At 48.3% G+C, this 12646-nt stretch carries 10 protein-coding genes; all 10 read left to right on the top strand.

Going from position 1 to position 12646, the window contains the following annotated elements; all coding sequences use genetic code 11:
- Window positions 1-15: 15 nt before the first annotated feature.
- On the top strand, window positions 16-1836 hold the full coding sequence (locus AC58UW_RS09575) for a sensor histidine kinase (protein ID WP_497420444.1): 1821 nt from the start codon (window positions 16-18) through the stop codon (window positions 1834-1836).
- A gap of 157 nt (window positions 1837-1993) precedes the next feature.
- The gene (locus AC58UW_RS09570) at window positions 1994-2260 is read left to right on the top strand and encodes a hypothetical protein (RefSeq protein WP_497420443.1); all 267 of its coding nucleotides are present in this window, start codon (window positions 1994-1996) and stop codon (window positions 2258-2260) included.
- A gap of 626 nt (window positions 2261-2886) precedes the next feature.
- The gene (locus AC58UW_RS09565) at window positions 2887-3852 is read left to right on the top strand and encodes an ABC transporter permease (protein WP_497420442.1); all 966 of its coding nucleotides are present in this window, start codon (window positions 2887-2889) and stop codon (window positions 3850-3852) included.
- Window positions 3853-3866: 14 nt separating this feature from the next.
- Window positions 3867-4742 carry a carbohydrate ABC transporter permease gene (locus tag AC58UW_RS09560; protein WP_497420441.1) on the top strand — a complete coding sequence of 292 codons (876 nt, stop codon included), beginning with the start codon at window positions 3867-3869 and terminating at the stop codon, window positions 4740-4742.
- Between the two features lie 76 nt (window positions 4743-4818).
- Window positions 4819-6372 carry an extracellular solute-binding protein gene (locus AC58UW_RS09555; RefSeq protein ID WP_497420440.1) on the top strand — a complete coding sequence of 518 codons (1554 nt, stop codon included), beginning with the start codon at window positions 4819-4821 and terminating at the stop codon, window positions 6370-6372.
- A gap of 17 nt (window positions 6373-6389) precedes the next feature.
- The gene (locus AC58UW_RS09550) at window positions 6390-7013 is read left to right on the top strand and encodes an SGNH/GDSL hydrolase family protein (RefSeq protein ID WP_497420439.1); all 624 of its coding nucleotides are present in this window, start codon (window positions 6390-6392) and stop codon (window positions 7011-7013) included.
- A gap of 713 nt (window positions 7014-7726) precedes the next feature.
- The gene (locus AC58UW_RS09545; protein ID WP_497420438.1) at window positions 7727-8632 is read left to right on the top strand and encodes a cache domain-containing protein; all 906 of its coding nucleotides are present in this window, start codon (window positions 7727-7729) and stop codon (window positions 8630-8632) included.
- Complete coding sequence (locus AC58UW_RS09540) at window positions 8539-9264, top strand: carbohydrate ABC transporter permease (protein ID WP_497420437.1); 726 nt, start codon at window positions 8539-8541, stop codon at window positions 9262-9264. Before AC58UW_RS09545 ends, AC58UW_RS09540 begins: the two co-directional genes overlap by 94 nt.
- Before the next feature lie 17 nt (window positions 9265-9281).
- Window positions 9282-10172 (top strand): carbohydrate ABC transporter permease, encoded by an 891-nt coding sequence (locus tag AC58UW_RS09535; RefSeq protein ID WP_497420630.1) that lies wholly within the window; start codon window positions 9282-9284, stop codon window positions 10170-10172.
- A 96-nt stretch (window positions 10173-10268) separates the two neighbouring features.
- A complete protein-coding gene (locus tag AC58UW_RS09530) occupies window positions 10269-12380 on the top strand; it encodes a heparinase II/III domain-containing protein (protein ID WP_497420436.1) in 2112 nt (703 codons plus the stop codon).
- Window positions 12381-12646 lie beyond the last annotated feature (266 nt).

Raw genomic sequence — 12646 nt, 5'->3', positions numbered from 1 at the left:
AGAAGGTGCCACTCGATGAAACGGCTGCTTATTAATGGTTGGAATTATGTGCTGCTGCTCGCAAACGGTATGATGGCTGCAAAGTATTGGCTGCTAGGTTATGTGCTGTTTATCCTCATTCCTGCGGCCGTTCTGCTTGTCGTACATACCCAGAGATCCTCGCACATCTTAGAAGAGGAAGTAACGAATACGATGCTGCAAACGCTTAAGCAAGCGAGCATCAACTTGGATTTTCAATTCGATTCGGTCCGAGACACGTCCAATACGTTATTTATGAATCCGAAGCTGGCGGAATATTTGAATCGCAAAGCCACGATAGATCAGCAGCTGGACTCTCTTAAAGAGCTGCGCATTTTGGTAGATAGTGCAGAGACGAATACCAATGTGTTCCGGGTTCGTTTGTTCGTCAATGGGGATCGCATGTTTACGGGCGAGCGAGTTAACTTTTTTACACAGGAGAGTCTGAAGAATTGGTCTTGGTATGAAAAGGTAATGAATTCAGGAGGCGCCATCGTGTGGTCGGGCTCTTATCTGGAATCATTTATCGATCAAGGTCCAGCCTATATTTTCTCTGCTGCCCGCATGCTTCGGGATTTGCATGATTATGATCAAATTTCCGGCGTTCTGCTGATCGATGTGGCTGAGAAAACGATAACCGACATTTTGAATAAAATTAAGTTAACCAAAGAGGGCAATATTTATTTGATTGCAGACGATGGCCAAATTATTTCGCATAAAGATAAGTCGTTGCTTGGTCAAAAAATGATGGAAGGCGAGCCGTTGACCACGATCGCCCAAAATGATGAAGGTGTCGTTCGTCTGCTCGATGATAAAGATCCGAGATTTGCCATCTATACGAAGGTTTCCTCAACAGGGTGGAAGTTGGTTGCCGAAGTGCCGCAATCGGAGATCAGCTCGCGGGCTGTAGCTTTGAACCAGTTTTCTGGCGTGGCGACGATTTCGACGGTGACGATTTTGTTTCTTCTGCTTGTGTTTATCCTGCTGGCGATGATTGTTCGCAACATGAATCGGCGGATTCAAACTGTCATCAGGACGATTAAAAGAGGCGGCATTGAAAGCCTGGATGATCGTACGTTTAATGCTGGAGGCGACTTTAAGCTGCTTGAAAATAGTGTGGATCATCTCATTCACAGAGTGCATGGTTTGATGGAGGAAACCTATCAATCCAAAGTGCAGGAGCGGGAAGCGCAGCTTCGAGCTTTGCAAGCGCAGATTAATCCGCATTTCTTGTACAACACACTGGATACGATTAATTGGATCGCCATTGGTCATAATGCGCCGGAGATTTCGAATATGATCAATGGTTTGGCCAAATATTTCAGGCTTAGTCTCAATAAGGGCAGAGACTTGGTTAGCGTGACCGATGAGCTTAATTTGGCTAAAGTTTATTTGGAAATCCAGCAAAGTCGGTTCCCTAAGAGCTTTGAGGTGCATTTCGACATCGCAGATGAGCTCAATGATTTGGAAATGCCAAAGCTAACGCTGCAGCCGATTGTCGAAAATGCGCTTCTGCACGGGATTCGCAAATCCAAGGGCAAGACGGGCATCATCCTCATTGAAGCGAAGAAAGAGGACGGTGTTCTGGTTCTTTCCGTCAAGGACGATGGCATCGGCATGGATGAGGAGCTCGTGCAGAGCCTGCTGACGAAACCTCGTCCTTCCATGAAATCGGACGGTTCTGGAAGCTCGTACGGGCTGTACAACGTCAACGAAAGGATCAAGCTGTTCGCTGGCGATCACTTTGGGCTCAGCATTCACTCCACGCTGGGGGAGGGAACGACCGTCACGGTACGCATCGCGTGCCAGCCGGGATAAAGGAAGTCGAGCAACCACTTCCACCACCGATGACGCTTGCTCCTCGCTTCAGCGCGCACCTGTACTGCAAGCTGCATCCACCTATTAAGCTGTACCCAGTTTGCAAGCCGCCCCCCTCTCTGCAAGTCGTACCGTACGTGGCAGAGCAGGGTAGGGGATGGCGGTACGGATGTGGCAGGGTAGGACCGGGATGGAATGGCGATACGGAATGCCAGAGCAGACCGGACGGAGCAGGGCAGACCGTGCGGGGCAGACCGTGCAGGGCAGACCGTGCAGGGCAGACCGTGCGGGGCAAGACCGTGCAGGGCAGACCGTGCGGGGCAAGAAGCCTGTTAGCGGAACTACGGTCCACTATTTGTTTCGAAAAGCTGGCTTTTGGCCAGCGAGGGGAACTGTGGTCCTCTATTTCCTCGTTTTCGGCTGAAAAGCGGGGTAAAATGGGGAAATAGGACCCTGTAGTTCCGCTAAGCCAGCCAGAAAGGCGCTTTTCCCTGAAATAGGGGACCACAGTTCCCTTTCAGGTGGGGGAGCGTGCGGGGGCAGGCCCGGAAGCCTTCAGGCGGAACTACGGTCCACTATTTGTTTCGAAAAGCTGGCTTTTGGCCAGCGAGGGGAACTGTGGTCCTCTATTTCCTCGTTTACGGCTGAAAAGCGAGGCGTAATGGGGAAATAGGACCCTGTTGTTCCGCTTAGGCAGCCAGAAAGGCGCTTTTCCCTGAAATAGGGGACCACAGTTCCCTTTCATGTGGGGGAGCGTGCGGGTTAGCTCGGGGAGCTGATGTCCTTCTCATCTCACCATCAGCCCTTCCCCCACAAGCCTATTCACCAAACTAACCATCTCACCCACAAGTAGCCCCGCACCCGCCATCGCCCTTGCCTAATCCTCCCCGCACGGCGGCCAACTTGCCCCTAATGTCCTCCAAGCTACTCCTCCCCAGCACATTTCCTCAAAAACCATAAGATTGCACCAGAAACAGAAATATTACCACCTACATTTCATTTGTGCCCACCGATATAATTGTCCTATAAGAACACGGAGGTGAGCCATTCATGCGTACAACACGAGCAGAGATAGAGCTGCAAACAGCTCACGCCAAGCCAGTTGCCAATGGTAGTGGCCGTTTGAAGCTGATCCTGAGCAATTATGATATGTACCTGCTGCTTGTGCCCGGATTGATATTTTTGTTGCTGTTCAAATATGCGCCGATGTACGGCATTGTTATTGCTTTTCAGGATTTCAATATTTTCGACGGGTTTGCCGGAAGTAAATGGGTAGGGCTGGATCAATTCGAGAAGCTGATGCATTCGGAAGAGTTTTATCAGGTGTTCATGAACACACTGCTGATCAGCTTGTACAAAATCGTGCTGCTTTTCCCGATACCGATCATCATTGCGCTTTTCTTAAATGAGGTGCGCAAGGTCTTTTTCAAAAAGACGATTCAGACGATTATTTTCCTCCCGCATTTCTTATCTTGGGTGATCATCTCGGGGCTGTTTATTAACATCCTGTCCCCGTCAGGCGGTCTGGTGAATAATGTTATCCAATGGTTCGGAGGCGAGCCGATATCATTCTTCCTGGACAACCAGTTTTTCCGCAGCGTCGTCGTGTTTACAGCAGGTTGGAAGGAATCCGGATGGAATGCGATCATCTTCATCGCTGCAATCGCAGGAATCGAGCAAGAGCAGTATGAAGCAGCTTCCATTGATGGTGCCGGCCGCATTCGACAAATGCTTTATATTACGCTGCCTGGCATTTTGCCAACCATCATCTTGATCTTGATTTTACGATTGGGATACTTGCTTGAGGCGGGTACGGAGCAAATTTTGACCATGTACAATTCGGTTGTTTATTCATCCGGCGATGTCATCGGCACTTTCGTGTACCGGCAAGGTCTCGGCCAGCAGGACTATAGCTTTAGTACAGCAGTCGGGCTGTTCAACTCCGTTGTTGGGTTCATCCTGATCGTAGCCGGCAACGAACTGAGCAAAAAGTTAATCAAGCGCAGCATCTGGTAGGAGGCGTAACAAACATGCACAAAAAAACGATTGGCGACTGGTCGCTGGACTTCTTCATTTATCTCGTATTACTAATTTGCGGTTTAGCTACTCTGCTGCCGTTAGCCAATATTCTAGCCAAAGCTATTAGTGACGAATCAGCCGTAGTTTCCGGTAATGTTGGTATTATTCCGATTGGCTTTCAACTGGATACGATGAAATATGTTGTTTCCTCCAGCCAGTTCCTGCATTCGATCGGTATTTCGCTCTTGATCACGGTAGTGGGTACGTTTCTGGCGATTCTGATCACAGCATTAACAGCCTATCCATTGTCCAAAAGGCATCTGCCAGGCATCTCCTTTATTATGCTGCTGTTCATTTTCACGATGATGTTCAATGGTGGTATCATACCGAACTACTTGCTGATGAAGCAGCTTCATCTGATTAATAACCTTTGGTCCATCATGCTGCCGGCCCTGATTAGTGTTTTTAACATGCTGGTGATCAAAAGCTACTATGAATCTTTGCCGGAAGCGTTGGAAGAATCGGCCAAAATGGACGGCGCCCGCAACTTCACGATTCTTTTCAGAATCATTATTCCGTTAAGTGTCCCAGTTATCGCGACGATTGCGCTTTTCTATGCGGTGTATTTCTGGAATGATTATTTCCATCCGATGCTGTACATCAATGACGCAGGTTTGAAGCCTTTGCAGCTTTACTTGAGGGATATTGTTATGGATGCGGACAGCTCCAGTGCAGTGAACAAAAGCGTAGACGACATGATGAACGTTTCACCAGAAGGCATTCGTGCGGCAACGGTTATCGCTTCCATTATCCCGATGTTGTTAGTGTATCCGTATCTGCAAAAGCATTTTGTCAAAGGCGTTCTAATCGGCTCTGTAAAAGGGTGAAGTTGCATTAATGCCCTTGATGTTAGCGTTGAGGGTTTAATGATATAGTATATACAATTACTAGGGAGGTTTGCACATGTTAAAAAGACACAATAAAGTCATGCTTTTAACGCTCGCAGCAAGCTTATCGGTTACTTCACTTGTCGCTTGTTCTTCCAAAAGCAGTACGCCGGCAGGAAGCAGCGCAGCCCCGGCAAGTGCAGCGCCAGCGGCAACAACAGCTGGGCCAAAGCCAGAATTGAAATCGCTTCAAATTTGGCAAAAGGATGATTATAACACGTACCCGGTAGCGAAATTCCTTGAAGAGAAAACAGGCTACAAAGTGCAATATGATATGCTCCCTCAGGATAAAGCAGCAGACAAACTAAACATTCTCATCGCCTCCGGCGAACCCTATGATGCTGTTACAACAGGCGGAAGTACAGACTTCAAAGCCTTATATGCCGATTATGCGAAAAAAGGCGCGTTAACAGATCTAGGACCTCTAATTGATAAATTCGGACCGAATATTAAAGCATCCGTTGATCCAGCAGTTATGGAAGCGGCTAAAGTAGACGGCAAGCTTTATGCGATCCCGACGAAGACGATTCCCTTTGTAGCTGAAAGCTTGTATGTGAGACAGGACTGGCTCGATAAAGTAGGCATGAAAGCTCCGACAACATTGGACGAATTGGTTGCTGTTTTGAAAGCGTTTAAAGAGAAAGACCCCGGAGGAAACGGCGATAAAAACATTCCATTAACGATCAAAGGTGAAGCCATATTTATTAATAACATCGCTGGTGCCTTCGGCATGCCGACTTTCTGGAACGATGTGAACGGCAAGCTGACGCCACGTGTTCTGGACCCTGCTTTCAAAGATTATGTGACATTCGTGAGTGACCTCTTTAAACAAGGCCTGCTTGATAAAGAGTTCGCAGCTAACAAGGATGCTACCGCAAAAGAGAAGTTTACTAGCGGTAAAGCGGGTATGATTATGCTTCACTGGGCCGATGTTCCTGTCATTAATGATGCACTTGTAAAAAATAATCCTAATGCCAAAGCGAACTTCATTCCTTCGATGAAAGGCAAAGACGGCAAGGCTGGTTTGAACGCTACGACAGGTTTTGACCGCATTACCTTCATTCCTAAAGCGTCTAAACATCCGGAAGATGCGATCAAATGGATGAATGCGAAGCTGGAAAGCGCAACATTTAAAGAGATGGCGATTGGCCAAGAAGGTAAGCATTACACGTTCAAAGACGGCGCATATACGCCAATTCAACCGATTTTTACAGATGAACGCAACCAAGCGAACAACTTCTTGACGGGTACTGATGATAAAAACTATCCGACTTACTGGCAGGCACGTGTACGTAAAGATATGCGTTTGTTCGATGCCTGGAACTTTATGAACACAATTGAACCAGCCAGTACAAGAATTAAAGATCCACTTGGTCTCGCTCCATACTTGCCTGAGTTCTCGAAAAACTTCCAACAATTGAACACTATGGCGGGAGACTACACGACCAAGCTGATTTTCGGGGCGGAACCGATTAGCGGAATTGAGGCATTCCAAGCGAAGTTCAAATCGTCCGGCGGAGATGCCAGCTACAAAGAAGTGAATGATTGGTATGCGACTGTAAAAAAATAAACAAAGCAGGAAGAAAAATGGGATTCAAAGATCAGCCCAAATGGCAGGGGAAAAGCTGGTGCACATTAGGGGACAGCATTTCAGCTGCTGGTGGTTATCAACTGTTGGTAAGTGAAACGCTTGGTTTCTCCACCGTTCAGAATGAAGGCAGAAGCGGATGCCCGCTCACAGCGGGAGGAGACCGCGATTACGGGGCGACCGTGCATGTCGGCAGGCAGATGGAGCCCGTGTATGATTGTGTGACCATCTTTGCGGGAACGAATGATTTTCGGCTGGATAAACCGATTGGACGCAAGGTCGAACGGGATATTCATACATTCTATGGTGCGTATGTTACCTTAGTGGAGGATATTTTAAGCAAAAATCCGGCTTGCCGCCTCAATTTATGGACACCGCTGCAAAGGGATAAAGACGGCTTCGACATTGATTCCGTGAATGCAGAAGGCCATCGCTTAGTAGACTATGTCGAGGTCATTCAAGCCATCGGGCTCGAATATGCGCTTCCTGTGCTGAATTTGTACGCGGAAAGCGGCTTTAATCGCTTAACGCTGGGCTTTCTAAGCAGTGATCGGCTGCATCCGAATCAAGAGGGATTTAAGCGGATTGCCGCTATGGCGATTCCTTTTCTTGAACGTATCTAGCGCTGGCTGGTATGAGCGCTGTGGCGACAGAAAGGCCTGAGGATTTGTTTCCTCAGGTCTTTTTTTTGGTGGACACAGCAGGCGGCGGCAAGTGATAGGGGATTACTTTAATTAACGCCGATTCCTCCTGCTATTTTCCGCTAATGATCCACTATTTTCCAATTTACTGGACTTTCTCCCGCTAATTTCGCCATATCTGGCGTATTCGTCCTTCCACCCACGATTTAACTGGAGCTTCTACCGTTATTCCGTTACCTGCCACTGAGCAGAGTGGATTAACGGTAGTTTTTCCATCTATCTCGTCTGAGGTGCAGTCGAGGATCATCACGAGTAACTGAGTAGGGTAGATTACTTTTAATTAACTCCGATTCCTCCTGCTATTTCCACAATTGTTCCTCTTTTCCCCAAGTGAATGGACTTTTTACCGCTAATTTCGCCAACATGCCAGATTTCGTCCAGTTACCGAAGATCTAACAGCAGTTATGCGAAATGTCATCTATCATCCACTACCTTCGCCAAACGGCGAGCGGGACTTTTTTTGCCTATAAACATAGAAAAAGCTGCCCATCATCTGCAATTTTACACATGTCGAACAATGTCATCGTGCACTATAATAAAATAGGTAGAGTCTATATTCACGCAACAGGAAAGGTGCTAAGCCGCCTATGAATACATTGTGGTCGCTGTTTCCACGCCTATTTCATTCGTTTTCTTTGAAGCAAAGAATTTGGTTAACGTTCGTCGTGCTGATTACTTTAGGGTTGATGGCAACAGGGAGCATCGCGTACTTAATCGCATCCAAGGAGATTCAGCAGAGTGCGCTTCAATCCAGTCAAGATACGGTGAATCAATCGTCGCAAATTGTGAATGAAAGGCTGAAAAATATCGGAATCGCCATCCGAGCGCTGATGTTCAACGATGCCTTTAAGCAGCTAATGAAGGATGTTCAGAATGGGGACACCAGCAGCTACTATAAGTCGCTGACCGCGCTGCAGTACGTTTTTTCCCAAGTTAAATTTAATGATTCGATGATCGATAGCATCCTGATTGCTACGCCGACAGGCGATTTTTACCCGACCTCCAGCGTGCGGAATACCAGCAATTCTTTTTACCAATCTGAGATGTATGAGCATTTTCAGAAGTTGAACCGGGGTTTCTGGAGCAAAGGGCATATCGACCCGTTTTTCAAAGGGAATCAAAAGGTGATTTCGCTCGTTGTAGAGGGCGTAAGTGAATATTCCTTTATGGGCTATGAGCCGACCAATGTGTATGTGGTGGTCAATGTGAAGGAAGAGGCGCTGCGTGATCTCTATATGGCCAATTTGTCCAAGACGAACAAAAGATACGCGTTAATTGACGCTGCCGGCGAGTCCGTCATTTTCGGGGATCAAACGGGGGAAGGGAGCTTTAATCGGGACCCCGGCTTCATGGCACAGTTCAGCGATGAGATGAAAGGCTCCTTTTTCTATAGCCATGATAACAAGGATTTCTTAGTGAACTACTCGCGACTTGATGTGAAGGACGATTGGATGATGGTCTCGATTGGCATTCCGTCATCAATACGTTCATTTATGCAGGCGGTAAGCTCATTATTACACTGCCTTTATGCCTGGTTCTAGCCGTTATTCTTAATTCTAAGCTCCGGGGACGCAACTGGCTCAGAGCGATTTATTTCATGCCAACGATTATTAGCTCATCTGTGATGGCTGTCGTGTTTTTCATTATTTTCAACTCCTATAACGGGATCTTGAATCAATATTTGCTGAAGTTTCACATCATCTCTGAAAGATTCGACTGGCTCGGGCCTAAGCACGCCTTGCTGACGACGATCATTATTGCCGTGTGGGGAGCTGTGGGCAACTATATGCTGCTGTTCTTGGCCGGTCTTCAAAATATTCCAAACGATGTCTACGAAAGCTCGTCGCTGGACGGCGCGAATAAATGGCAGCAATTCTGGTACTTAACCATTCCGATGCTAGGGCCGGTACTGCAGATCGTGATCATGCTTGCCATTATCAACTCGCTTAAAGGGTATGAAAGCATCATGGTACTGACGGAGGGCGGTCCCGTTGGCAAGACAGAAGTTATGTATTTGTACGTATACAAACTCTTTTTCCCAACCCCTTCCGGGTCTCTTACGGATCAACAGCTCGGCTATGGCAGCGCGGTCGGTTTCGTTACGGCTGTCATTGTAGGCATCATTACACTCGCTTATCATGCGATGTCTAGACGCCTGAACAAACTTCAATAGGGGAGGAAGCTGGTATGATGGAAGTTACGGAAACGGTATCTAATTTTCAAATTAAGAAGCAAGCACGATCTTTTTTAGTTGGAAAAATAGGCGGCACCGTGCTGCTCTGGATCTTTTTGCTGGTCACAGCCCTTCTTATTGCTTTTCCAGTCATCGTGACTTTTCTGGGTTCGTTCATGTCCAATATTGAGATTACAAAAGGGGGAACTATCTTCCCCTCCTCCTGGCACATCGAGAACTATAAGGAGGCTTGGGTGCAGGCCAATTTCGCCCGGTTTACGTGGAACTCCTTATTCTTGAGCGGAATGACAACGATAGGAATGCTGATTGTCGCGTCGATGGCAGCGTACGTCGTGGACCGGACGAAGTTTCCCGGCAAGGCGCTTTTCATCGGCATTCAAGCCTCAACGATGTTCATTTCCATCGGCGCGGTCGTCATTCGGCCTCAATTTGAGCTCATGGTCAAGCTGCATCTGAATACGAGCTTATGGGGAGTCGTGCTCATTCTCGTGAGCGGGCATGCGTATATCTTCTTTATCTTGCTAAGCTTTCTACAGGGTATTTCCCGGGAATTAGATGAGGCTGCGCGCATTGACGGCTGCTCTAGCGGCGGCATTTTCTGGCGAATTATTTTGCCATTGATGCGTCCAGGTTTGGGCGTAGGGGCTTTGTTTACTTTTTGCGGAGCTTGGAATGAGTATTTACGACCGCTTGTATTTACGATGACGAACCCTAAACTTCAAACGCTGACAGTTGGATTATCGTATCTCCGATATGGCGCATCCGCTGCTGTGCAAACCCACTATATGCTGGCAGGGGCATGCCTGTCGATTCTTCCATTGCTGGTTGTTTATATGCTGGCGAATAAATCCTTCATGCAAATGACGGCAGGATCGCTAAAAGGATAGTGGGGGGCTTTTATGGAAAAAGATAGGTAGCCATTGGCTCAGCATTTACCATATGAGCACTGAGCACTTCTACTGTTAGGCTGAGGAGGAAAAGACATGGATAAGAAACGGCTGGAACGGCTCCGCACGAACGCGGGACAGCCGGAGTTTCGTGAAGCACTCGCGCTGCTGCGGAAGGAATCGGAAGAAGCCTCACGCATCACATACACGATTCGAGTGAACGAACACGGGCAATGGACTCACTATTACTACTGCCATGAGGATGGGACCGAGTTAAGCTTTCAGTGGGATCTCCCATTCAGCCATCAGTGTCCAACCTGCGGCAAGGAGCGAACCGGTGAGCCCTTCGATTCCGCATGGACATCGATAGCTCATACGCAAATAGGACACGCTGTCTACCATATTGCGTTATTAACCTTGATCGAACCGGATACGCAGCGTATCGACATGGTGAAATCGTATCTCAAGGCTTATGCGAACCACTATGAAACGTATCAGACACATGGCGACATTCCATACAATGGCCCAGGCAAATTGTTTGCTCAAACGTTGGATGAGGCGCATTGGATCATAGATCTAGCCATGGGTTTTGATGCCATTCGGGGACACTTGACTCCGGAAGAAGAAGCGCACATTCGCAGCGGTTTGCTGGAACCGTGCGCCCGTTTTCTCATCCAGCACAAAGAGAAGCAGATTCATAATCATTCGGTGCTGATCACCTCGGCCATAGCATCTATCGGGCTGCTGCTTAACGATGAGGAGATTATTCGAGCTGGGCTTGAGGGGGAATTCGGTCTCCTGGACCAAATTGCGCGTGGCATTTTTGAGGATGGATTATGGTACGAAGGCAATGTCCAATATCACTTTTATGCTTTTCAATCTCTGCTGCATTATGCGCTTATCGCAGAAGGAACGCAGTGGGATGTGTGGACAAACAAGGCGCTGAAGGCGATGTTTGATTTTCCTTTGCATGCTGCGCTTCCGCTTCCGAGTGGAGATATGCCGACGTTGAATGACGCGCGCTTGGGTCACAACATAGGGACGTATACGCGCTATTACGAAATCGCACTAGATATCTATGGCGATGAGATTTACCGGTCGCTGCTGAATACCGCGTATGGCACAGCTTGGGCGGATAAGCAGTTTATAGATGTAAAGACAGTCAGCAGGGACTCCGCGTATGCCTTAATGTTTGGACGGGAACTTGAGCCGGCGGAAGGGAAGAGCTTATCCTTGTGGGACACCGCGCACCGGACGCAATCTCTTCCAGCAAGTGGGTTAACGAAATTAGTTAACCGTGCCGGGTGGCAAGCGATCATCAAGCACAGCCGCTTCGGGGGCGAGCATGATCATATGGATCGGCTTGGTTTATCGGTCATTTGCGGCAGCGTTCCTTTATTCATAGATCCAGGGACTACGGCTTATGGCATCCCCGCGCACTATGGGTGGTTTAAGCGCACCTATTCGCACAATACAGTAAGTATGGCCGGTGCGGATCAGCCTCCTCGTGACGGAAGTTTGATTCAACTTTCTGAGCAGCCATGGGGCGTTTGGGTGGAGACGGCCGTGGATTGGCTTGCTGATGATTTTTATATGAAGGATCACATTATTTTGCCGCCAGAGCTTAGTCCATGGGACTTGGAAGCTTACAAAGGGGTACAAATCAGACGCATTAACGCGCTGGCCGAGGATCACATGCTGGATATCGTTAGCGTGACTGTGCCGGAGCAACGCGATGTGCATCTGACTACGCACTTCAGCGGTGAAATGTGCAATACGGAGGCAGCATCATGGGCGCCTACGGATGAGCGTCTCGGCACGTTGGATCAGAAATGGCTGAAGCACAAGCAGCGTTTGCATGCCGGCGAGCGCTCCTTCAGCTATCAAATGCGCGCAGGCTCGCTGGAGCAGCTGACCTGGTGCTCCAAGCCAGCGGATATTTACTCGGCGTTAACGCCGGATAATCCGCCAAGCGGGAACCGTACCGCCTTGATTCAACGGGTGGATGTGGAGAACACCGTCTTGTTCATACAGGCGTTGATCTATGACCCTAACAAAGACTGTGGCCCGCGATCCATCGCTCCGGCCAAGCTCGTCGTAACCGAACCCGGGGGCGATCGTTATCTGATCGAATTGATGAAGTCGGGAGAGCGGCTTCCGTATGTGCTGGATCTCAGCAGATCTTCGGCTGAGTTTAGTAGGGAGTGATTGCTGGGAGCAGCGCAATCACAGGTAGCTTCGGCAGCTAGAAAGGTTCGTCGCCTAGCTGCGCAGCTATGTTGTACGTTGTACAACATTTTGCCCTGATCTAACGCGTTAAGCTTGGCTAGGTTGTACAATGTACAACCTTTTCGAGCGTTTCAGGGCAAAACACTCGTTTCTCAGAGAAATGAGTGTATGAAATACAATATAGGCATGCTGAGGCTGCAATTGAAGGGCGAATCGTTGCACATTGTGCAACGGGGAGACTTCCC

This window comes from Paenibacillus sp. J22R160, from assembly GCF_059692135.1.
Note: the sequence above shows the minus strand (reverse complement) of the source record. Positions and strands in the feature narration are given on the sequence as shown.

Coding starts and splice junctions, on each gene's coding strand:
- AC58UW_RS09575 (WP_497420444.1), top strand. CDS start 16: ATGAAACGGCTGCTTATTAATGGTTGGAATTATGTGCTGCTGCTCGCA.
- AC58UW_RS09570 (WP_497420443.1), top strand. CDS start 1,994: ATGGCGGTACGGATGTGGCAGGGTAGGACCGGGATGGAATGGCGATAC.
- AC58UW_RS09565 (WP_497420442.1), top strand. CDS start 2,887: ATGCGTACAACACGAGCAGAGATAGAGCTGCAAACAGCTCACGCCAAG.
- AC58UW_RS09560 (WP_497420441.1), top strand. CDS start 3,867: ATGCACAAAAAAACGATTGGCGACTGGTCGCTGGACTTCTTCATTTAT.
- AC58UW_RS09555 (WP_497420440.1), top strand. CDS start 4,819: ATGTTAAAAAGACACAATAAAGTCATGCTTTTAACGCTCGCAGCAAGC.
- AC58UW_RS09550 (WP_497420439.1), top strand. CDS start 6,390: ATGGGATTCAAAGATCAGCCCAAATGGCAGGGGAAAAGCTGGTGCACA.
- AC58UW_RS09535 (WP_497420630.1), top strand. CDS start 9,282: ATGGAAGTTACGGAAACGGTATCTAATTTTCAAATTAAGAAGCAAGCA.
- AC58UW_RS09530 (WP_497420436.1), top strand. CDS start 10,269: ATGGATAAGAAACGGCTGGAACGGCTCCGCACGAACGCGGGACAGCCG.